Below are 21708 nucleotides of genomic sequence, written 5' to 3' on the forward strand. Positions count from 1 at the left end.
ATTTTTAGGAATTATTTTTTGCTTTTTTATTTCTTAGCCGCAATTGCTTTGATGGCATTACGGCCTGAAAAGATACAGTAACCTGCATGTGTACCAGGAACATTAACACCATAAGTATCACCATACAGAACAGCAGAACCGTCACCACCGATAGCATACAAACCTGCAATAGGTCTGCCTTTGGTATCAAGTACTTCATTGTTAATGTTAACACGGAGTCCATCACCAGTAGTGTAGGCACCAACACCCAATTCAATAGCGTAAAACGGTCCTTTGCCATCAATAGGCAACAGATATTTAGCGGGTTTATGAAAATCGGTATCTTCACCGTTTGCCGCCATCTCATTGTAGTGTTTGACGTACGCAACTAAGTTAGGAGTAGCAATTTCTTGAGCTAGTTCCTCCAGCGTTGCAGCTTTGTGCAAGTACTGGTGACCTTCTTTTTCAGCCTTGGCAATATCATCACGTAAAGTTGGGTATCTATCTTCTGGAACAAATGGTTTCATTGATCTTGGGTACGATTTATCAGTAAAGTCATCCAAAATCTTTTGACTAAAGATGCAGAAAACCCGGTCCTGGCGGTTCATTGCGTTACCTTCATTAGCCCAGTTTACAACTGCTGCACTTTCATCAACAAAACGCTCGCCTAATTCATTAACCCACATTTGTGGCTGGTCACAAACTGAACTCCAGATAGCTGTCCCCCAAAGCTTGAATGATGGAATAGTCTTATCTTTTAGCTGACCACCAAACATCATTGCCATGCCGGTGAAATACTTTTTAGCGCCCAATTTCCAGGCCAATCTCAAACCGTCTCCCGTATTTTTACCAGAGTTAACTGGAATAATGTTATCAGGATTTTGGTGAGGCGTACTTTCTAATAATTTTTGGTCGTTCAGATAACCACCTGTAGCCAAAACCACATTCTTGGCAGTAACAACTGTAGCAGTTTTTTCTACCACATTAGTCAGAGTAACATCATAAGTGCTGTCAGCATTTTGTTTTAAGTCAGTTACTCTTGTTAAAGTAAGAATCGTAATGCCCTTATTCTTAGCATACGGCTCTAAGCCATTATGAATAGCATCATGACCCTTACCTTTAAATAAGTGCCAAGTCCTAGCACCGGAGCCCAGGTTTGCTACCATACCAATTACGGCACCATGGTCTTCAAGCCAAGAAACGTTTTTACCGGCATTGTCAATATATTTTTGCCACATTTTACCGTCTGCTTTGTAATGCGAATAAGTCAGTTCTTCTTTAAGCAAGTCTTCCTTATTAAGAACAGCATTATCCTTTTTTTGCAGTTCGGAATCGGCAGCAAAAACACCTTCAACATAATTACCTGATCCACCAGTTGTTTTACCTTTTTCAACCAGCAAAGTTTTCAAATTATTGTCAACAGCTTCATCTGCAGCAGCAAAGCCGGCAAGACCAGCGCCAACAATTACTACATCATATTTTTCTTGTGTCATATTCTCTTCCTCAAGTAAAAAATCAGGCACAAACCAGTTTTTAAAATTTATACCTGATTTTAAATAAAACTACTTACCGGCTTTAGCAGTTTCAGCCGCATCAATTCCGGCTAATCTACCAGAAATATAAGCAAAGCCTAAAGTACCACCTTCAAAGTCAACATAAGCCTTGCCATACATTCCAGAGGCATCGGCACCAGCTACGTAAAGGTTAGCTACAGGTTCACCTTTTGGAGTCAAAGCATGCATTTTTTCATCAATTGTGGCACCACCAAGAGTTCCCAGGTTCCGGGCAATAAATTTCACAGCGTAAAATGGTCCGTTTTCAACTGGAATCATTCTCTTGGTATCAGAGAAGAATAGATCATCTTCACCCTTCTTCTTAGCGTCATTGTATTGCTCAACTGCTTTTGCCAAATTTTCCTTGTCAACGCCCATCTTTTCAGCTAATTCAGCAATTGTATTACCAATAAATACAACGTTAGTTGCAGCCAGCTTATTTAACAGTGCAGTAAAGTCTGTCTTTTCATGTTCATGCTTAATATTTTCTTCAGTATCTGTTGGATAATTAAATTCCATGTAGAACTGGCGGTGATTCTTCCACTTGCCATAATGATCTTCTATTGCAACTGTGCCACCTTCTTTGATCTTATCGAGCATTGCCTGATCAAAGATAACGAATTCAGTTTGTTGCGGTTGTTCTGACAATTCAGCACCATGAACAGCAAAGTCTAACGCGTGGGTTTCACTGGCATAACGCTGGCCGCGATTATTAACGCGCAAGTTCGGAAAGTCTGCTAGTGCATTAAGAGGCATCCAGTTGGGGCCGACAAGTTTAGCCATATCACCAATATCTTTATTACTAAATGTTTGCCAGAAGTAATGGGTTGAGCCGTTGATATGGTGAGCGGTTCCTGCATCCCAAGCCATGTTCAAGCCGTCACCGGTATTTTGCAAAACCTGTCCTTGCGTGCTGACATCTCCCAGGTATTCCTTACGCATTTCAGGGTTACCACCAAAGCCACCTGTAGCAATAACAACTTTCTTAGCGTTAACGTGGAGCGTTTCTTCGTCGCTTTCAGCAATTAAACCAACAACTTTGCCATCATCTTGCAGTAATTTTTTACCAGCAAACCCAAAGTACATCTTGCCGCCAATTGACTTGAACTTTTCAATCAGTTTAGTTACTGCCTTAGTGCCGCCTTCTTGATAACCATGAAGGGTAGCCGGCATGCCAATGTGATCATAACTGCCGCCAGTACCAGCATCAACCAATTTCATAATTGCGCCGTTTTCATTTAGCCAATCAACGGTCTTACCTGATTCATCGATAATGCGGCGCACAAGAATTGAGTTCATGTAGCCTTGAGAAGCGTCCATGTATTCGTCATAAAGCCACTTCTTGGAAACGACTGCATCTTGGTCTTTTTGTTGTTGACTGTCGCCCGCAAACATTCCTCCGGCAAACGTACTTGCGCCAAGTGGAGAAATAGTTTTTTCAAATAAAGCTACCTCTACGCCATGTTGCCGTGCAGCTAAAGCAGCTGCTACACCAGCACCACCGGCACCAACTACGGCGACATCAACGTCAATAGTTTCTTCCTTCTTACCGGCAGTTTGACCACCATTTTCTTTAAGAGCATCGTAGTCAACACCGGCTTTATCAAGGGCTTCTTTTACACCCGCAATAATTCCGCGTGAGGTTTCAGAAGCTCCAGAAACAACGTCAACATCAACTGATTGCTGGTCAACAATCTTTTGCGCCATTTTCTTAAATGCATTGTCAGCTAAACTGTCTGGCGCATATTTATCTAATGGTTTAACATTAACGATTTTATCTGTGTCTACCTCAACTTCAAGGTTAATCTGACTTTCTTTACCTTGACCCGAGCCAGTGTATTTGCCCGGATTTGCAGTTATTTTTTTGGTCATTACAAAATTCCTTTCAAAATCAAATCAATTATTTACCACGTGGAGCATTTTTAGCAGCATTAGCATCAGGTAAAATACCGATGAAAATTGCTGTCATCATTAAAACAATACCCTGAATGATAAAAGTCAACATAAAGTTACGTCCAGCAATCATTGAGATAATAACTGGGATACAATATGAAAACAGTAACGAAACAGTACCGATCAAACCACCTGCTGAACCCGCATATTTTGGTCCAATTTCAGGGAATGTGATTGGCATTGCCTGCATCAAAGGACCGGTCATCGCACCGAATAATCCACCAAGTACTAAAGAAATGGTTAGTGGCAATCCTAGTGGAATGAACCAAGTAAGTGCAATTAACAGACCGGCAATCAGGGTTACGGTAATCATAATTGGTTTAGCTTTTTTAGCCTTGCCAATTAGTGCAGGACCAAATAATGAACCACAAAGACTACCAATGGTAGCTATAGCAGCGATATTATTTCCTTGAATGGTAGACATTCCTCTTGCGGCAAAAGCTGGTGGCATAATATTAGAGAAAGCTTCACTTGCTCCCATTCCGACACCAACACTGATAGCGACAATCCAAGTCTTTTTACTGTGTGCAGCTTCTTTAAAGAAATCAAGGGATGATTCAGCTTTTCCTTGCTTAACTTGCGGCTGGGGAATTTCTTCACCCTTAGGGGCATCTTTTATGAAAAGCAGCCAGCAAACTGTCAGAACTAATAATAAGCTTGCTGAAAATGTAAAGGCTGCCTTTACGCTTGGAAACAGAGGACTGGTAATACGAGTTAAGATAATACCTACACTAGCCGAAGCGAAGAACACACCCATAGCTAAATTAGTATCCTGCTTAAACCAAATACCAAAAATCTTGATAGTATTCGCATTTAAAAGTGCCATATACACGCCAAACAATAACAACATGATCATCATGGTGACAAAATTGGTGGCAATTATACGGCCATATGCACCGAATAAAGAAATAATAAGTCCTACTGAAACAATTTTCTTAGCACCGAATTTATCTGCAAGTGAACCAGCAGGAATACTTAAGAAAACTGCGACCAACATTGGTGCCATTGCCAAACTTTGAAACTGTGCTGTTGACAGATGCAAAGCCGGAATAATTTGAACAGCTAATGTTGAAATTTGAAATTGAATGTAATTACTCGTTGCATCAAGCAAAGCTACAATCGCTAAAATTACCCATCTATAACTGGAAAGCTTAGGTAACTGTTTTTCATCCATAATAAATTAAAACTCCTTTTGTGATTAAAACTAATTTTCAGCGGCGTATTGTCCAGCTAAACGGCCGAATGTTTGAGCATGACTGCAAGTAAGACCTGGAACACGGTCTGGGTAACTACCCCAGAAGAAACCACCACTGGCGTTACCAGCCGCATATAAATGAGGAATTGGCTTACCCATCTTATCAATTACTTCCATCTTGGTATTGATACGTAAACCATCTAGTGTGGCCAGCAGGCGGCCACCCATAATAACACCATAGTATGGCGCTTTATCTACTGGGAATAATCTGAATTTTTCTTTACCAAAATCAGTATCAACGCCCTTGGCACACATCTCGTTATAGCGCTCAACACTGTTAATCAAGTTATCTTTTGGTAAGTTCAGTTTTTCGGCCAATTCTTCAATGGTATCGGCTTTTTGAACCATACCATCATCAATTCTGCGTTGAATCTCAGCCTTATTTTCTTCAGTATTGTAAATACCAGGCCAGCCTAAACGTGAGCAGCCTTGAGTCTTGAACTGGGCCAAGTGATCCATAGTATCCTCTGACCAAATTTGTGCTTCCATGTATCCCGGCTGCTTGGCCATTGCATTAATATCAAATTGGTAAGGCACACTTTCGTTACCAAAACGTTCACCGTTCAGGTTAACTTTAAGCATTGGGTATGCACCCATCCAGAAATAGCCAGGACCCTTAAAGTCAATTTGATAATGTTCTTCAGCATTGGTACCAACAGGAACAGCCCCACGGTCAAAAATAATTTCTGCAGGTTCTTCATCGCGGGCTGCTCCCACTTTCAAACCGGCAAGAATACCTGAACCGTCATCACGTGGACCGTCAGAATAAACGTTCTTCTTGTAGCCAAGCGGATCCCACTTCTTCATTAATTCAACGTTGCCGCCATAGCCACCTGTACAAATAATGACACCCTTGGTAGCCTGATATTCCGTTTTTTCACCGCTATCACGATCGCTGGTAATCACGCCAGTAACTGCACCGCTGTCATCAGTGACAAGTTCTTCAAGTTTAGTATTGTATTTAAGAGTTACTCCTAACTCCTTAACTTTATCAATTACCCAATCACCATAATGAGCCCAGCCATTGTCAGGTGTAGCAATTGCAAGTTCAGTGTTAAAAGCGGTGTTAACAACTGTTTCATAATACGCATCTTTTTGTGGTCTCAAGACGCCACCATTCGGCTTTAGAATGTTATCTTCAAGCCAGTTAGCTGTTTCATCAGCGTGATTAGCCCAAGTCCAAAGTAGACGCTCATCAACATTATCTTGGAAAAATAAAGTTAAAAAGTTCATTAATTTAGCTTTATCAACCTTAATACCTGCCCGTTTTTGAGCATTACTATTCAGAGCGGCGAAGAAAGAGCGGTAGAGAAATTGTGAACTGCCCTGTTTATCAATTAACAGGACTTTAGCTCCCTTTTCTGCCGCGGCACATGCTGCCATACCACCGGCATTACTGGCACCGGCGATAATTACATCATAAGTATTTTCCATTTTTGTCCCTCACTTTTTAAAACTAATTTTTCAATCGCTTACATGATACTATGAATCAAGTGATTCTTTTCACGCATTTCAGAATTGAAGATTACAAAATGGAATGCAGATATTATGTTTTTGAAAGTTAACGCAAAAAAGCTTGCACTATCAACGTTTATAAGTTGACTGCAAGCTCTACAAAAATCACTTTCTGTTGTGAATTACTTATTTTTATTTTCAAATAAATATTCGTTTATTGCTGATTTCAATGTACTTACTACTTTTTCAAGTACAGAATCATTGGTAAAGCTTTCCATGTATGCAATACCATAAGGCGAAATATCATGATAATCAATGGGAATATATTTAATTCCTTCTGTTTGATAATCTGCAATGAAATTAGGTAAGATGCCATAACCCCAACCTCCGCGAACATAAATATCCATTGCCAAAAAGTCTTGTACAAATTTAATATGATCCATCCCCAATTTATTGATTAGGGCAGTTTGAAAATTTAATTGCACATTTAGTGAGCTATTTGGATCAAGTAAAAATAAATCCTGACCAACCAAATCAGAAATATTAATCTTAGACTTTTCAGCCAATTTTGAACCTTGAGGACATGCAATAACTACTTTACCCTGAACCATTGGTTCAAAATTGATGTCTTCAATGATATCAACATCTTCTCGAGCAATTGCACATAAGTCTACATGATGATTGAGAAGTTCACCAATTGAATTATTAAGAACAAAAACAAATTGAATATTTAAGTTGCTACCAGATTCCCGTAATTTACGCAAAAAGATTGGTAAGATTTTTTGCTCAAATGGTGTATCACAAACTCCTATCCGCACAAGGGTTTCTGGATCATTCTTCTTACTCTGTAAATAGGCAACGGTGTAGTCCATATCGTCTACTACGTTTCTGGCCACACGATAAAAATATTTGCCGGCGTTTGTTAATGAAATCCGATGATGCGCGCGATTAATTAAAGTTACCCCGATGGTATTTTCAAGATCTTTAATGTTTTTAGAAACTGCTGATTGGGAAAAATTTAGCTGCTCAGCTGCGATAGTAAAACTTGAATTATCTATAGCCTTGATAAAACAACGTAATTGAGTAAAATTCATTTTTATTACCTCATTAAAAATCTCAATTTAATTTCTGTATATATTATACTAAAAACTTTTAATATAAAAATACGGGCTTTACTTTATCCAATTTGTTTTAGTGTATACAAAAAGGCCATTTAGCGCAAATGGCCTTTTTAAAAACTGTTACTTTATCTTACTTAGCGCATCATTAACCGCATCTTTGAGACCGCGTGATGAGCTTGAGGCACCGCTGACCGCATCAACATCAACGGTATTTTCCTGAACCATTTTGGCAGGTAAAGTCTTGATAGCTTTCAAGCCATAGTCATCTGATTCAGCTTGCTTCAAAACTTCAATATTCTTTAAGTTCTTTTGTTCATCAACAGTTACCCGGACAACTATTTCATCACCCATACCTTTAGTTGATTTACCAATATATTGGTTTTCTCCTGTTTCATAGGTTTCGTGTTTAAGATCCGAAGTTAAGTGCTTTTCAGCCATAGTAGCACCACTTGCCGCATCAGTAGTTGCAGCAACTTTTGGTTTAGCCGCATTTTCTCCAGCAATCTTGCCCCAAATTAAGCATTCTGCCAAATTATTGCCGCCTTGGTATTGGTTAGCACAGATACCGCCAAGTTCACCTGCAGAATAAAGATTAGGAATCGCCTTGCCTCTGGTATCCAAAATTTCGGCATTCTTATTTCTTCTAGGTCCGCCTTGCGTATTGAGCATAGTTTGTTCTAGTCTGACAGCATAAATTGTGTTACCAGTAAATGCACGTAAAGTTGCCGGATCTCTTCTATATTCGGGATCATCTTGCTTTTGACATGCTTGATTGAAACGATTGAGGGTGTCAGACAATACTGCCGGTTCAACACCAATTTTATCGGCTAATTCGGCAGCAGTGTCAGCTTTGATAACATTTTCTGTGTATGGTTTGTAATCGCCAATAATTTTATCGTTATCTAATTCATGCTTTTTAGTTTCATCAAAAATCAAGTACGGATGCTCCTGATTTAGCGGTACTTTCCATTGACCATGATTCTTAATATGGCCGTGGCGGTTTTCTTCAGTTTCATTAAAGTATCTGGTGCCATCATCACCAACAACAAACGAACTGCCGCTAGCGACCGCTTCATTTTGAGGCCCTAGCATTAAGCGACCACGTTGTCCCGCTGGCACCGCAAAAGCCATACCATGAAGCAGACCTAAAGATTCATAATTATGTAAATGCCAAAAATCAGCGCCAACTTCCTGGGCCATTCTCAGACCGTCACCTTTGTTATAAAGGGTGCCTAAAGGTGCCAGCCTTTTGGCGCCAATAAAGTCTTCGATCATTCTTTGGTTATTTTCAAAACCACCGGTGGTCATGACAACACCGTTTTTGGCCTGAATTTTGAGCAATTTACCATCACGCTTAATCACTACACCGTAAATCTTTTTCGTTTCCGGATCTTGAATTAGTTCTTCTGCAGGTGTGCTGTACAAAACATCTATTTTGTCTTGCCGCTTCACTACCTGCTTCTTTAAAATTTGCCATAAGGAAGCATCAAACCAATGCTTAGTGACAGTGGTGAAATCATAGGACTTCGAGCCTGGAAATTCCGGAAATTCCCTGAAAGCATAACTTTTATCAGGGGCATATTCCTTAGCACTATTTGGTTTAACACCCAAATATTTAGAAACGTATTCAGGAATGTGCACCATCCCGTCAACATAAGTATCAATCATCTCTTCGTCAAGTTCCATTGGCGCCGTTAGTTTCTGATAATACTTTTTCAGCTCATTAAAGTCATTACCCGTACCAATTAATTGGGCAGAATAACGGGTATTACCACCTTCGTGCCCTTCAGGAGCTGCATCAACCAGTAGCACTTTGGCATCATGATCAGCCGCAAACCGAGCAGCAGTTGCACCAGCGCCACCAAATCCTAAAACAACAACATCATAATTTGCATCCCACGCAATATTCTTTTGATAAATCATGGTAATCTCCTTAACATAAATCGCTTTCATTTATCAAATTAATTTTATCACATTATATTTTTCCAATATATACTATTCAAAAAAACAATAATCATTATTAATAAAACTCATTGAACTCATTTGTTAAAACAACTTGACTTAAAGTTCACTTTAAGGATTAAAGTAATCTTATTAAATTAAAGAGAAAAGGAGAATAAAATGGACGATCATAAAAGTGATGTGCAAAATGGTATTTTTGCTTTAGGTGCCAAAAATACTGCTTATCAAAAATATTTTAAAGGTCAAAGCTACCTGCAAAATTTAGTCACTGATCCTAATATTAATGTCAGCGTCTCAAATGTCAGTTTTGAACCCGGTTGTCGCAACAACTGGCACCAGCACATTGGCGGCTTTCAAATTTTATTAGCTACTGCTGGTGAAGGCTGGTATCAAGAAGAGGGTAAGCCGGCACGCAAACTGCACCCAGGAGATGTCGTCGTAGTTCATGACAGCGTCAAACATTGGCACGGCGCTACCAAGAACAGTTGGTTTGCACATATAGCTATTACTGCGGGAACACCTAAATGGCTGGAACCAGTTACAGATGAAGAATATGAGAAACTGGAGGATTAAAAATGGAAAAACAAACTGCTGGTAGAGATAAACTAGGTGATTTTGCACCTAAATTTGCGGAACTAAATGATGATGTTTTATTTGGTGAAGTCTGGTCAAGAGAAGATAAATTATCTGCACGCGATCGTAGTTTGATTACCTGTGCTGCATTAATGGCACAAGGGGCTTTTCCCCAACTTAAATCACATATGATTATGGGAAAAAAGAACGGTATTACCAAAGACGAAATGGCCGAACTGATTACTCATTTGGCATTTTATTGCGGCTGGCCTAAAGCATGGTCTGCATTTGGTCTGGCGCAAGAGGTTTTCACTGATTAAAACTTTTAATATAAACGGCTGGTCTGTTTGCTCATATGATGGCCAAAGTTGTCTTAAATTTGAGGGTCATATCACTGCTTCGTCTGGCTGCTTTTTTATGTCTAAAAACTTTGACCGTTAAAGGTATCAGCAGCTAAAAATTTGTGTTACTCTTGATGGGTATTAAAAGAAATTACGGGAGTATAACGATCATGAGCAAAAAAATTTTGATTTTACACACTGGTGGCACCATTTCAATGTCAGAAGATGAAAATGGCAAAATTAAGCCCAACAGTCAAAATCCATTGGCTGATTTACCTTTAAACGTTGATGATGACGTGCAGTTAGTTACAGAAGAAATTTTTAATTTACCCTCGCCCCATATGACTCCTGAGCGTATGTTACAGCTCTCCTTGCGTATCCGCCAAGCTGAAGCAGAAGGCTTTTTTGGCGCAGTTGTAACTCACGGCACTGATACTTTAGAAGAAACAGCCTTATTTTTAGACCTAACCATCTCCAGCAAAATGCCTGTAGTAGTAACCGGGGCCATGCGTTCTTCTAACGAAATTGGCAGTGACGGCCTGTACAATTTCAGGACTGCAATTATGGTAGCCAGTTCTGCTGCTTCCATCGGTAAGGGCGTTGTAGTAGTCATGAATGATGAAATTCATCCAGCCCGCTATGTCACCAAAACTCATACCACGAATGTAGCTACTTTTCGGACAGCCACTTTTGGTCCAATTGGCGTTGTTTCAGAAGGCCACGTCAATTATGTGCAAACCATTAACCCGCAACAACATTTACCTATTGATCATGTCGTTGCAAATGTCTATCTGGTAAAGGCCTATGCAGGAATGGGACCAGAAATTTTGCAGGCCTTAGACAAACCGACAACTAAAGGAATTGTGATTGAAGCTTTAGGTGCCGGTAACATGCCGCCACAAACACTGCCAGCACTGCAAAAATTGCTTGATAATAATATTCCGCTGGTATTAGTCTCACGCTGCTTTAATGGTATCGCTGAACCAGTCTATGATTACGAGGGCGGCGGTGTTGGCTTAGCCAAAATGGGTATTATCTTCTGCCGCGGCCTTAATGGCCAAAAGGCCAGAATTAAACTCTTAGTGGGCTTAAGTGCCGGACTTCATGGTGAACAATTAAAGAAATACATTAATAAATAAAATATGTGTTACAACCAGTTGCATAAGTAGCTGGTTTTTTGCTTGCAAAAATTAATAATTATTTGTAAAATGACCGTTGGTCATTATTGAATGAAAGGAGCACAAAATGTCATTATGTATGTCTTAACTCCCCAAGAAAAAGCAGCCAAAAAGCAGCTAATTGCGGCTGCTGCCAGTAAATTATTTCAAAAAAATGATTTTAACCAAATATCCATGGCGCAAATTGCACGTGAATCTGGTGTAGCCAAAGGCACACTATTTAATTACTTTAAAACTAAAGAGAACATCTTTATGTATCTGCTGCTTTCTGGTTATCAAGACTACCTCAAAGAAGTACGCCAGCGTTTTCAAAAAACTGCAAGTATCACTTCTTGGAATGACTTTACTGCTTTTTTATTAGAACAAAATCACCTGTTAATACGTGAAAGGCCCGATTTATTGCGGCTTAACGCATTACGGGGGCCAATTTTAGAAGCAGCGGCTGACAGAGAACAAACTTTGGCCGGTCGGCAAAAATTATATGAAATAAACCAGCAACTGGGACAGGCGATTGCTGCAAGAATCACACTATTAAGTGTTAAACAGGCCAGTCACCTTTTTATTATTCAAAGCGCCATAATTAGCGGACTCATGAACATGATGAACTTGGACGAATTTCATCATGACCAGTTACCCGTTGATTTTAAGGGATTTCAAATTGATCTCGAACAAGAAGCCAATCAAATAATGTTGTTTTACTTACAAGGATTACAACAAAAACTGGAGGGAACTAAATAAAATGAAACTCGCGAACATCAGAAATTTTGCCATAATTGCTCATATTGATCATGGTAAATCAACCTTAGCTGACAGAATTATGGAACAAACTGATACTGTGAGCAAAAGGCAGTTAAGTGACCAATTACTCGACAGCATGGAAGTTGAACAAGCGCACGGAGTAACGGTCAAATCACGATCAGTGCGTAACTTTTATCAAGCTGACAATGGTCAAGAATACGAATACAATCTAATCGATACGCCAGGACACGTTGATTTTTCCTACGAAGTCTCTAAAAGCCTCGCCGCCAGCGATGGTGCTATTTTATTAGTTGACGCAACCCAAGGTGTGCAAGCACAAACCGTAGCCAACTTACGTTTAGCTTTAAAGCATAACTTGACCATCATTCCGGTGATTAACAAGATTGACAATGCGGCTGCCGACGTTGCGGCAACGGAAGCGCAAATTCGTGCTTTGCGCCCCGAATTTGCAGATGTGACTATTTTAAAAATTTCTGCTAAAACTGGCGAAAACGTTCACCAAGTCTTAGAAGCAATTTACCAAAAAATCCCGGCTCCTCAGGGAAAACCCGCTGCACCTCTTAAAGCCTTAATTTTTGACTCGCAATATGATTCTTACCAGGGAATTATTGCGGACGTCAGACTAATTGACGGCACGTTAAAAAGCCAGCAAAAACTGGAATTAATGCAGAATGGCAGCACATTTAATGCTCAAGCAGTGGGAATCTTCACGCCAGATATGAAGCCAGTAAAAGAATTAAATGCGGGAGAAGTCGGCTATCTTGTGACTGGGATTAAGGATGTTGCCAGCGTGCAGGTTGGCGATACCTTAACCACTGCGGAAAATCCGACTAAAAATGCCATTCCCCACTTTAAGCCGGCGCAATCAATGGTTTATGCTGGTTTTTATCCTAAAGGAGATACCAGCTATGAGGCTCTAAAGCAGGCTATCAGTAAGCTTGCTCTCAATGATTCAGCCTTTCATTACACCCCCGAGCAATCTGAAGCACTTGATGCCGGCTTTCGTTGCGGCTTTTTAGGCATCTTTCACTTGCAAATTATCCAAGAACGTTTGCGTGATGAATACCACGTGGAAGTGCTGACAACTGCTCCCAACGCCACCTACCACGTTTACCTCAAGCAGCCTCAGCCTAAACAGGAATATCTCACTATCACCAATCCGGCAAAATTTCCTGATTTTTCTGAAATTGACTACGTTACCGAATCTTACGTTAAGGCCGTAATTACCACGCCCAATGAATACTTGGGTGCCGTCATGAAATTATGTGACCAGCATTTTGGGGAAATGGTAGACTTGGACAATCAACAAGATTTAGTCACATTAACATACAAACTGCCGGTGTCTGAAATTGCCTATGACTTTTTCAACAGCTTAAAATCAATTACTCATGGTTTTGCGACTCTTGACACTGAATTTCTGGATTACGAACTAGTAGATGTAGTTAAAATTCAAATTCAGATTAATTATGCTTCTGTTGATGCTCTAGACATTATCGTGCCGCGGCAAAAAGCCGATTTGATCGCCCATAAATTAGTTAAAAAATTGAAATATACTGTGCCGCGGCGTTTATACCCCATGCCTGTGCAAGCAATGGTGGAAAACAAGTCAATAGCCAGAGTTGACGTGCCGCCTTTGCGTAAAAATGCGGCTGTTAATGGCGAAAAACGGAGTATTTCGAAAAAACAACAACTTTTGCGTAGACAAAGTCTAAACAAAAGGCAAGCTGTTAAAAGTGATATTAAGTTGCCGCAGAGTGTCTTTGATGCCATTTTAAATATTAATGAACCGGATTAGAAAAAATATCTATAAAGCAAAATTAAAAAGCCCCTTTTATTAGACCTACAATCTATCTAATAACGGGGGCACTTTTTGTTTAAACTATTCAAATAAAAGCTCTACTCTAGTTCAGCAATATTCTCCAACTCTATAATCATTAGGTAAGTAGATTTTGACATAAGAGATATTTCTGGTAAAAGTTAGTCTAGCCAGTTTATAAGTTCTTTTTTGATTGCATTTCTGCTTACTTTCTTTTGAAACAATTCTTCTAAGGAGCAATTAAAGCCCTTTACTTTTTTATATTCTATTTCATTTATCTCATCACGAGATTTACCCTTACTAGGAACAGGACAAACCAAATGATGTGGATCAAGCAGAAAAATTATTAACCAACTTTCTTCTTTTTCACTATTGATATTTTCCACATCATATATTGAAAAAGCTCTAAATTTTCCTTTACCTACCCCATCACTAACCTGAGTGTATTCATTAGTGATATAAGATTCATATATCGCATATTTTTTAAAATCAATATTAATGCAGGCACTAAAAATTGTTTTAATTCTCTTTCCATTTTTCAAAGACAAATTAATCAGTCTCAATTTATTATTAACTACTTCAGAATTGCAAAAAATATTTTCAAAGTTAATCCCAATCGAATCATTATAATTCTCCATTGAGCCATAAATATAATTTGTAAATAAAAGATTTGCTATTTTTAGACTGCTTAAACAACAATGTAAAAAAGCTACTTTGGGTTTTATTGATTGGGCATTTAAAGGAAACTCAATTTTTTTGACAGTTGAAGAAAAATCTAAGCCATCAAGGTTAGAGCCACTGTTCACTTTTTGATCATTTGTTAAAAAGCTTAGACCATTAAGCTTTCTATCAGATTGGAACTTCTTATCTTGATTAAAAAAGCTCAAATTGTTAAAAGACTTATTTGAACTTTTATGTTTTTTCATTTCTACTCACCTATATAATTGATATAGTCCTGCTTTATTTGATTACTATCAATTTTACAGTGTTGCTCATTCTCGTTATACGCGTCTTTCCAGGCCTTATCTTTATGAGATCTCTGAACTAAACCAAAATCATTTACTTCATTAATCTGATCTACTAAATTATTAATAAATAATAGAACTTCTCTCTTTTCAGATTCACCAGTAGAAATTTTATCTTGAATTTCGTTTGAATTTAGTTTCTTAATTTTATCGCCTTTATAAGCCGCATACACTTTATTTATGACAGGACCATATCTCCATGCTTCAAAGTCAGGCTCAAACAGCTCTGGAGGGTAAGCACCATCTTGCAGATCAAACTCGCTTTGATCATCAGTACTGTACTGAATATTGCCGTATGTAGCTGAATAAAATGCCCACAAAAAATACAAGGTTTTTTGAATTTTCAGCGGTGTAGGATTATCTAGTCTATATTCTAAATACCCAGCTAAATCTATTACGTTGTCAAAAACAAATTTTGCTGTTTTTTTACCAGCAGTTTTAGTCATATGTATGCACCCTCTCCCCTTCAGTAAAACCAAGAAATCTAGATTTCTTGGTTTTACTATAACACTATTTTGCCCAAAATTAGTGTGATTTAGGCAAATTTATACAAAACTTACGTTCTGTCTATATTTTTAAAAATAATTCCAAAAAATTGCGATATATTTTATTCAAAACAATAAGCAAATTACCATTTATTTGTTATCTTTCTCGTAACGCTACTTTCACTTATCAGAAAGTCGTGAGATAAAATTAGTCAAATCAATTTAAACCTAACAGCATTTTATGCTACCGTGTTAAAAAAAGAGAGAATCGATAATTAAAGAAGTCATCTTGGGCTACTATGATAAAAAAGTTTAGAAATTGTTGCATAGTTTGCATAATAAATAAGCCATAAAACTATTCGAAAAGATATTCTAAAGAGGGATAAAAATGAAAACTGAAACAGAAAAAATGCTTGCTGAATTAACAAAAGACGATCCAAAATTAAAAGAATATGCTGAACAATATGGTCGGCAACTTGACGCTTCTGTCAAAATTGACAAATAAACTGTAACCACAAAAAAATTCCTAACCACGAAGGCTAGGAATTTTATTTTTCAATTTAAAATTAGTCGTCTAACTTCTCTTTGTTAATGACATTCAACTTGTCATCAAAGGTGTAAACTACAGGTTCACCGGTCTTCATTTCCAAGTTCATAATATCAGCGTCAGAAATGTTTTCGATGTATTTAGTCAAAGCACGAAGTGAATTACCGTGAGCGGCAATAATGACATTCTTACCAGCCAATAGGTCTGGTGCAATGTGATCTTCCCAGAATGGCATAACTCTCTTTAAGCAAACCTTTAAGTTCTCAGTCCGAGGAATAATGTGTGGGTCAAGATCAGCGTAACGACGATCGTGAACTTGACTGTATTTAGAGTCATCCTCAATCTTTGGTGGTAAAACATCGTATGAACGACGCCAAATGTGAACTTGTTCATCACCATACTTGTCAGCAGTAGCCTTCTTGTTTAAACCTTGCAAACCACCGTAGTGACGCTCGTTTAATCTCCAGGTCTTAGTTTCGGGAACCCAGAGTTGGTCGCTTTCTGCCAAAGCATAGTGCAAAGTCTTAATGGCACGAGTTAAAACTGAAGTATAAGCTTGGTCAAATTTCAAGCCGTGTTCCTTAATTAACTTACCCGCATTCTTGGCTTCTTCAACGCCTTTTTCTGATAAATCTACATCAATCCAACCAGTAAATTTATTTTCAAGGTTCCATTCACTTTGTCCGTGACGAATCAAAACTAATTTTGACATGAAATATCTCCTTTGCAAATTAAATGTTTCACTTACTATTTTACACATTTACATTTTGTTTTCATAGGTTTTAGGGTTAAAAATCGTTTTTTAAATTCAAATTTTAAGATACAATAGAAATAATAATGATTATAAGAAAAGAGATTATCTAACTCGTTATGAAAATTAAAAAACTAATGCTGGGCCTAAGCTTAATAGCAGCTTTAATTGCTGGTGGTTGCTCGAAGCCAAAAAAGCAAAGCGAACCAATTTTAACTAAAAGCCAAGTAATCAAATGTTCACAGAAATCTTTTAAGAGTGGCCAGGCAAAACAAGTCATCACTTTGGGTACTGATACCTCTAACCAAGTTGTTGCTACGACTGCCCTATTTGGAGGCAATCCCACCGTTTTTCAACTTAATTCCCAAACACAGGTGAAAGGCAAAACCCAATCTGCACAAGAGTGGGTTGATAATTCCAATCATATCTATATTAATGGTGTAAGTAATTGGTACAAGAGCGACTTTAACAAATTAACCGGTCATTCATACGTTGATTTATTAGACTCCATAGTCAACAACCCCATGTTAATGGATCCGCCTGCAGCTCTTACAAAAGCTTATAAAATGACGCGTAAGGGGCAGACATATACGCTAGACGCAACAGTTAAAGATCAAAAGACGATAAAGAAGGCGCTTGACCCCATCTTTGTCACTAATAATCAAAGCTCAAAGCAACAAACGATTTACCGTAAAATAGCCAAAATAGGTAAAATTCAAGGTATGACCGCAAAGCTAGTGGTTAAAAATAAGAAACTTTATACGTTTCAGTACTTAGTTAAAATTAAAGTAAACAAACTAATGCGCTTCAGTGCTGGTCAAAGTTACGGCAACATTGGCAGCAGGGACTTTTTAAAGATTCCTAATAATGCACTTAACGCCAAGCCATTACCTGAAACAAATAAAAAGAAAAAATAAATTTTATTAATGTGAATCCTAAAATCAGCATAGTTTATGAGATTCTAGTTAAGGACTTACTTCCGCTATTAGGCAGAAGCTAGTCCTTTTAATTTATAAAAGGCTGAATAATGAAATGAGTCCTGCAAGTTAAACAACCTGCGGGACTATTTTAATGACCGAATTATCTAAAAATCAAGCTCTATCATCAATGGCAACAGGATTATTCGGACCTTTATTTGACCAAGACCTGTTGGGCAGACTAATATATATAATTTTAATAAAAATTTAACTAAAAAAGGTATACAAAAGTTTTTTTTAATATAAAATATAGGTATCTTAAAAAAGGAGATGTTACCAATGAAATTTAAGAAAATTATTTCGGCTTTGCTGTTATCCATCACCTTAGTTGGAGGTGGGCTATTTCATGCCCAGTCAGTAGAAGCAGCCTTAAGCAAAAAGCAGGCCATTGCGATTATTGCAAAGGATGAACAAAATCCCACTAGTTTGCAAATGGAACAAACAACAACGACCAAATATAGGAAAAAGACTACAACTACCACAGCACAATCCGTTTTTAATAGTCAAAAGGGGTTATTTCACATCATCAGCACAACAAAAACTGGAAAGAAAACTGAAACTACTGAGCAATGGGTAGATTTAGACAGCAAGCGCCTTTATTCTAAGCAAAAAGGTCAATGGCAGTACGATACCTTACCAGACTTTTTGATTACAGAACTAAATAAACTAAAAAATAGTAAAGTGCTTAAGAAATATAATAAGGGTATTTATCAGGAAATGGGCAAGAATGCCAAAATCACCAATAATAATGAAACTTACACGGTTAAAGGTAAAGTTAGCGGTAAGAAATTATTACGAAGTACTTTAGGGATGCTAGGTCAAGCAAATACAAAATCCTTACTAAAGAGTTTTAAATTTAGCAATTGCAAGTTTGTTTACACCATTAAGGATCAAAAAGTTGTAAGTACATATGTTAGCCTTAAAGCAAGTTTCGCCAAAACTATGCATGTTCGAGTAAAGCAAAGTAAGAGTAATTTTGGTGACTTTAACGACTTACAATTACCCGATGAGGTTAAAAACGCACCGGCTAACCCGTTAAAATAATATAAAGTGTTTTTAATAATTAAGAGGTATTTAATCATGAAATTTAAAAAACTAATTTCTACTGTATTATTATCTGCCGCCCTTGTTGGTGGTGGTTTGACTCACGCCAAAACAGTTGACGCAGCGTTAAATAAAAAGCAGGCTATTGCGATTGTTAACAATAAAAAGGCGGAACCAACCAGTGGCCAATACGTTTTCACCACTAAGATTAAAAGTGGTAAGCAAAAACTGGGTTTTGATGCACATGGTGCCTTCACTACCAAGCCTCAACTAGTGCAATCTATTACTACCGTCAACGCTGGCAAAAACAAAGGTAAAGTAGAACAATGGGTTGATATGACTTCTAACCGCATTTACACTAAAGTCGATGGCAAATGGCAATATACAACTCTCGAAGACAGTGAAACTACTCAGCCGGACATGCAAAAATATGAAAGTACAATTAAGAAATTTGCCAAGAGTATTAAGCATGATTTCAACAAGAATGCCCGTCTTAGTCATAAAAAAGGCGTTTATACTCTCAAAAGTAGCGTCAATATGACTAAAGCAGCTAAACTATTAAATCAGATTTTTAAAGATTATAAGGTAGACACCAAGTCTTTCAAAAAACACGTTAAACTCAGCAAATGCTACGTTACTTTCACTCTTAAAGACAATGAAGTAACAGACTATGCTGTTTCCTTTAAGATGAATTATGATAAAAAGACACCTGCATCGTTCAAACTTAAAATGTTTGGCTTTGGCGGCTCTGACTCTTTAAGTCTACCTGACGAAGTCAAAAATGCGACCCCTGCTACAACTAAATAATCTAAAATGATAGGGTTCTCCAGATCTATTCGATGAGATAAAATAAGGGTGTTAACTCTTTTAAATATTTTCATCAGTAAAACGGAGGTCCAAAATGAAATTAGGTATTATTGGCAGTGGCAAAATTGTCCATGATTTTTTAACCACTGCTGCTAAAATTAAAAATTTGGAACTAGCAGCAATCTCTACGACTAAGCGCAGTCAGCATATCGCTGAAGATTTAGCCAAGCAGTATGGTATTAAAGAGGTCTTTGCGGATAACAATCAGTTGTGTAATGACGACAACGTAGACACCGTTTACGTCGCCGTACCTAACTTTTTGCATTATGACGTTGTTAAGACAGCTCTTCTGGCAGGTAAAAATGTTATTTGCGAAAAGCCTTATGTTGAAACTGTTGCTCAAGCTCAGGAACTTAAAAAAATAGCTGATGATCATAACGTAATTATTGTCGAGGCTATCACCAATATTCATTTGCCAAATTATAAGGAAATCAAACGAAAATTAACCAAAATAGCGCCTATTCATATCATCTCTCTGAACTATACTCAATACTCCAGCCGCTATGATGATTTCTTGCAGGGTAAGATCGCTCCCGTTTTTGATCCGGCAAAAGACGGTGGCACCTTAATGGATTTAAATATTTACAATATTCATTTAGCCGTTGGTCTTTTTGGCAAACCGGAAAAAGTGCAATATTACCCAGTGATCCAGCAGCATATTGATACTTCCGGTATACTTAACTTAGTTTACTCAGATAAGCAAGCTGTTTTGATTGCTTCAAAGGACAGCTATACTACGCCAAGATCATTTATTGAAGGTGAAAAGGGCACTATCTATTTTGATGGTTCAACGGGCGTAATCAAAAACTTTACCATTGAACGAAGAAACGGTGAAAACAGTGAATTCAACTTTAACCAATTTGATCATCGGATGGCGAGTGAATTTACAGACTTTGTTAAAATTATTGACAATCACGACACTGTGGAAGCTGACAAATTGTATGATCACAGCGTAGCTGTAATGGCTGTTCTAGCTCAAGCAAAAGAGTCGGTCAAATAAATAAAATTAAAAGCGCAGTTACCTCTCATATAGAGCAACTGCGTTTTTGAATATGAAAAGAGACCTAAAAGTCCTGTAATACATTTTAGTATTTATCAGGGGTAGCACTTAGGTCTCTTTTGCTAGTAATATTAAATATTATTTACTTTGAAGGATTAGCAGCGGATGAACTGCTAGAACCGGTTGAGTTAGTGGAGCCATTAGAACCAGTTGAGCTGGTTGAACCGTTAGAACTGGTTGAGCCAGTTGAACCGTTAGAACCAGTTGAGCCGGTTGAACCGTTGGAACTAGTTGAGCCGGTTGAACCGTTAGAACTAGTTGAGCCAGTTGAACCGTTAGAACTAGTTGAGCCAGTTGAACCGTTGGAACTAGTAGAACCGGTGGAGCCGTTAGAGCTAGTAGAACCGGTGGAACCATTAGAACCGGTTGAGCCTGTTGAGCTAATTGGCGTAACCTCTGTCTTGTCTTTAGCTAAAGCACTTACTTTAATGTATCCAGCTGAAGTTGAGTAATACTTCTTACCCTTAATTTTAACAGTACCACCATAAACGGTAACTTTTTGGCCTTTACGAACTTTACTCTTCTTTAAAGCTTTACCACTTCTAGTTACCAAAACAGTGTTTTTAACTACTTGAACAGTTTTACCATCAACATTAACGGCTTTAATATATTGGTTTTTGCCGATCTTATAGTAAACTTTGCCTTTAACAGTCTTTTTGCCAAGAACACTAACCTTTTGGCCAACCTTAACTGTTACCTTAGTCTTAACTAACTTCTTGCCCTTTTGCTTGTAGACAGCAGAGTTTGCACCAACTTTTTTAGTTTTATTAGCTTTTTTAGCAGCACTAACTTCAGTTGGAGTACTACCTAAAGCATTGACAGGCAATTGATTTACGCCAACTGCTAACAATGTTGCACCAGCTACAGAAACTATCATTTTTCTATAAAAACTATTTTTACTCATATTGAGCCTTCCTTTTTCCATTGACAACATTTTGACGTACTTAGTTAAAAATTAAGAACGCTATAACTCCTATTGAGTTACATGGCTTATATTTTAGCACTAT

Annotated in this window: 19 protein-coding genes; 9 read left to right on the forward strand and 10 right to left on the reverse strand. The window is 38.0% G+C overall.

Annotated elements, in window-relative coordinates; translation table 11 throughout:
- Window positions 1-26: 26 nt before the first annotated feature.
- The 6 genes from ACFQ32_RS05910 to ACFQ32_RS05935 form a co-directional block, all read right to left on the reverse strand.
- On the reverse strand, window positions 27-1472 hold the full coding sequence (locus ACFQ32_RS05910; RefSeq protein ID WP_046325529.1) for an FAD-dependent oxidoreductase: 1446 nt from the start codon (window positions 1470-1472) through the stop codon (window positions 27-29).
- A 69-nt stretch (window positions 1473-1541) separates the two neighbouring features.
- The gene (locus ACFQ32_RS05915; protein WP_046325530.1) at window positions 1542-3404 is read right to left on the reverse strand and encodes an FAD-dependent oxidoreductase; all 1863 of its coding nucleotides are present in this window, start codon (window positions 3402-3404) and stop codon (window positions 1542-1544) included.
- Between the two features lie 28 nt (window positions 3405-3432).
- The gene (locus ACFQ32_RS05920) at window positions 3433-4659 is read right to left on the reverse strand and encodes an MFS transporter (protein ID WP_046325531.1); all 1227 of its coding nucleotides are present in this window, start codon (window positions 4657-4659) and stop codon (window positions 3433-3435) included.
- A gap of 30 nt (window positions 4660-4689) precedes the next feature.
- The gene (locus ACFQ32_RS05925; RefSeq protein ID WP_046325532.1) at window positions 4690-6174 is read right to left on the reverse strand and encodes an FAD-dependent oxidoreductase; all 1485 of its coding nucleotides are present in this window, start codon (window positions 6172-6174) and stop codon (window positions 4690-4692) included.
- Between the two features lie 203 nt (window positions 6175-6377).
- On the reverse strand, window positions 6378-7289 hold the full coding sequence (locus ACFQ32_RS05930; RefSeq protein WP_046325533.1) for a LysR family transcriptional regulator: 912 nt from the start codon (window positions 7287-7289) through the stop codon (window positions 6378-6380).
- Window positions 7290-7436: 147 nt separating this feature from the next.
- Window positions 7437-9239: an FAD-binding protein gene (locus tag ACFQ32_RS05935; RefSeq protein WP_046325534.1), complete on the reverse strand. Its 1803-nt coding sequence runs from the start codon at window positions 9237-9239 to the stop codon at window positions 7437-7439.
- 198 nt (window positions 9240-9437) lie between these two features.
- Between ACFQ32_RS05935 and ACFQ32_RS05940 the strand changes: the two genes are divergently transcribed.
- The 5 genes from ACFQ32_RS05940 (at window position 9438) to lepA (ending at window position 13924) form a co-directional block, all read left to right on the forward strand.
- The gene (locus ACFQ32_RS05940) at window positions 9438-9851 is read left to right on the forward strand and encodes a cupin domain-containing protein (RefSeq protein WP_046325535.1); all 414 of its coding nucleotides are present in this window, start codon (window positions 9438-9440) and stop codon (window positions 9849-9851) included.
- Window positions 9852-9853: 2 nt separating this feature from the next.
- On the forward strand, window positions 9854-10171 hold the full coding sequence (locus tag ACFQ32_RS05945; protein WP_046325536.1) for a carboxymuconolactone decarboxylase family protein: 318 nt from the start codon (window positions 9854-9856) through the stop codon (window positions 10169-10171).
- Between the two features lie 191 nt (window positions 10172-10362).
- Complete coding sequence (locus ACFQ32_RS05950; RefSeq protein WP_046325537.1) at window positions 10363-11331, forward strand: asparaginase; 969 nt, start codon at window positions 10363-10365, stop codon at window positions 11329-11331.
- A 90-nt stretch (window positions 11332-11421) separates the two neighbouring features.
- Entirely contained in the window at window positions 11422-12108 is a 687-nt protein-coding gene (locus tag ACFQ32_RS05955; protein WP_052724665.1) for a TetR/AcrR family transcriptional regulator, read from the forward strand.
- A gap of 1 nt (window position 12109) precedes the next feature.
- The gene (gene lepA / locus ACFQ32_RS05960; RefSeq protein ID WP_046325539.1) at window positions 12110-13924 is read left to right on the forward strand and encodes a translation elongation factor 4; all 1815 of its coding nucleotides are present in this window, start codon (window positions 12110-12112) and stop codon (window positions 13922-13924) included.
- 182 nt (window positions 13925-14106) lie between these two features.
- On the opposite strand, the gene ACFQ32_RS05965 is transcribed toward lepA, so the two are convergent.
- The 3 genes from ACFQ32_RS05965 to ACFQ32_RS05975 form a co-directional block, all read right to left on the reverse strand.
- Window positions 14107-14871, reverse strand: coding sequence for a hypothetical protein (locus ACFQ32_RS05965; protein ID WP_046325540.1), 765 nt, complete (start codon window positions 14869-14871; stop codon window positions 14107-14109).
- A 2-nt stretch (window positions 14872-14873) separates the two neighbouring features.
- Window positions 14874-15416 (reverse strand): Panacea domain-containing protein, encoded by a 543-nt coding sequence (locus ACFQ32_RS05970; protein WP_052724666.1) that lies wholly within the window; start codon window positions 15414-15416, stop codon window positions 14874-14876.
- A gap of 605 nt (window positions 15417-16021) precedes the next feature.
- Window positions 16022-16714: a 2,3-diphosphoglycerate-dependent phosphoglycerate mutase gene (locus ACFQ32_RS05975; RefSeq protein ID WP_046325541.1), complete on the reverse strand. Its 693-nt coding sequence runs from the start codon at window positions 16712-16714 to the stop codon at window positions 16022-16024.
- Between the two features lie 158 nt (window positions 16715-16872).
- On the opposite strand from ACFQ32_RS05975, the gene ACFQ32_RS05980 reads away from it, so the two are divergent.
- The 4 genes from ACFQ32_RS05980 (at window position 16873) to ACFQ32_RS05995 (ending at window position 20641) form a co-directional block, all read left to right on the forward strand.
- The gene (locus ACFQ32_RS05980; RefSeq protein WP_046325542.1) at window positions 16873-17670 is read left to right on the forward strand and encodes a DUF6612 family protein; all 798 of its coding nucleotides are present in this window, start codon (window positions 16873-16875) and stop codon (window positions 17668-17670) included.
- 339 nt (window positions 17671-18009) lie between these two features.
- Window positions 18010-18774, forward strand: coding sequence for a hypothetical protein (locus ACFQ32_RS05985; protein ID WP_046325543.1), 765 nt, complete (start codon window positions 18010-18012; stop codon window positions 18772-18774).
- 36 nt (window positions 18775-18810) lie between these two features.
- The gene (locus tag ACFQ32_RS05990) at window positions 18811-19581 is read left to right on the forward strand and encodes a hypothetical protein (RefSeq protein ID WP_046325544.1); all 771 of its coding nucleotides are present in this window, start codon (window positions 18811-18813) and stop codon (window positions 19579-19581) included.
- A gap of 94 nt (window positions 19582-19675) precedes the next feature.
- Window positions 19676-20641, forward strand: a complete 966-nt coding sequence (locus tag ACFQ32_RS05995) for a Gfo/Idh/MocA family protein (RefSeq protein WP_046325545.1) — start codon at window positions 19676-19678, stop codon at window positions 20639-20641.
- Window positions 20642-20783: 142 nt separating this feature from the next.
- On the opposite strand, the gene ACFQ32_RS10290 is transcribed toward ACFQ32_RS05995, so the two are convergent.
- Entirely contained in the window at window positions 20784-21605 is an 822-nt protein-coding gene (locus ACFQ32_RS10290; RefSeq protein ID WP_052724667.1) for an SLAP domain-containing protein, read from the reverse strand.
- Window positions 21606-21708 lie beyond the last annotated feature (103 nt).

Origin of the sequence: Lactobacillus melliventris, assembly GCF_042679465.1 — a bacterium.
GTDB lineage: Bacteria > Bacillota > Bacilli > Lactobacillales > Lactobacillaceae > Lactobacillus > Lactobacillus melliventris.

Bases quoted from the DNA above. Each gene is read 5' to 3' on its own strand.
- ACFQ32_RS05925 (WP_046325532.1), bottom strand. From the start codon at position 6,174: ATGGAAAATACTTATGATGTAATTATCGCCGGTGCCAGTAATGCCGGT.
- ACFQ32_RS05970 (WP_052724666.1), bottom strand. From the start codon at position 15,416: ATGACTAAAACTGCTGGTAAAAAAACAGCAAAATTTGTTTTTGACAAC.
- ACFQ32_RS05990 (WP_046325544.1), top strand. From the start codon at position 18,811: ATGAAATTTAAAAAACTAATTTCTACTGTATTATTATCTGCCGCCCTT.
- ACFQ32_RS05910 (WP_046325529.1), bottom strand. From the start codon at position 1,472: ATGACACAAGAAAAATATGATGTAGTAATTGTTGGCGCTGGTCTTGCC.
- ACFQ32_RS05975 (WP_046325541.1), bottom strand. From the start codon at position 16,714: ATGTCAAAATTAGTTTTGATTCGTCACGGACAAAGTGAATGGAACCTT.
- ACFQ32_RS05915 (WP_046325530.1), bottom strand. From the start codon at position 3,404: ATGACCAAAAAAATAACTGCAAATCCGGGCAAATACACTGGCTCGGGT.
- ACFQ32_RS05935 (WP_046325534.1), bottom strand. From the start codon at position 9,239: ATGATTTATCAAAAGAATATTGCGTGGGATGCAAATTATGATGTTGTT.
- ACFQ32_RS10290 (WP_052724667.1), bottom strand. From the start codon at position 21,605: ATGAGTAAAAATAGTTTTTATAGAAAAATGATAGTTTCTGTAGCTGGT.
- ACFQ32_RS05965 (WP_046325540.1), bottom strand. From the start codon at position 14,871: ATGAAAAAACATAAAAGTTCAAATAAGTCTTTTAACAATTTGAGCTTT.
- ACFQ32_RS05950 (WP_046325537.1), top strand. From the start codon at position 10,363: ATGAGCAAAAAAATTTTGATTTTACACACTGGTGGCACCATTTCAATG.
- ACFQ32_RS05920 (WP_046325531.1), bottom strand. From the start codon at position 4,659: ATGGATGAAAAACAGTTACCTAAGCTTTCCAGTTATAGATGGGTAATT.
- ACFQ32_RS05995 (WP_046325545.1), top strand. From the start codon at position 19,676: ATGAAATTAGGTATTATTGGCAGTGGCAAAATTGTCCATGATTTTTTA.
- ACFQ32_RS05940 (WP_046325535.1), top strand. From the start codon at position 9,438: ATGGACGATCATAAAAGTGATGTGCAAAATGGTATTTTTGCTTTAGGT.
- ACFQ32_RS05955 (WP_052724665.1), top strand. From the start codon at position 11,422: ATGAAAGGAGCACAAAATGTCATTATGTATGTCTTAACTCCCCAAGAA.
- lepA (WP_046325539.1), top strand. From the start codon at position 12,110: ATGAAACTCGCGAACATCAGAAATTTTGCCATAATTGCTCATATTGAT.
- ACFQ32_RS05945 (WP_046325536.1), top strand. From the start codon at position 9,854: ATGGAAAAACAAACTGCTGGTAGAGATAAACTAGGTGATTTTGCACCT.
- ACFQ32_RS05985 (WP_046325543.1), top strand. From the start codon at position 18,010: ATGAAATTTAAGAAAATTATTTCGGCTTTGCTGTTATCCATCACCTTA.
- ACFQ32_RS05930 (WP_046325533.1), bottom strand. From the start codon at position 7,289: ATGAATTTTACTCAATTACGTTGTTTTATCAAGGCTATAGATAATTCA.
- ACFQ32_RS05980 (WP_046325542.1), top strand. From the start codon at position 16,873: ATGAAAATTAAAAAACTAATGCTGGGCCTAAGCTTAATAGCAGCTTTA.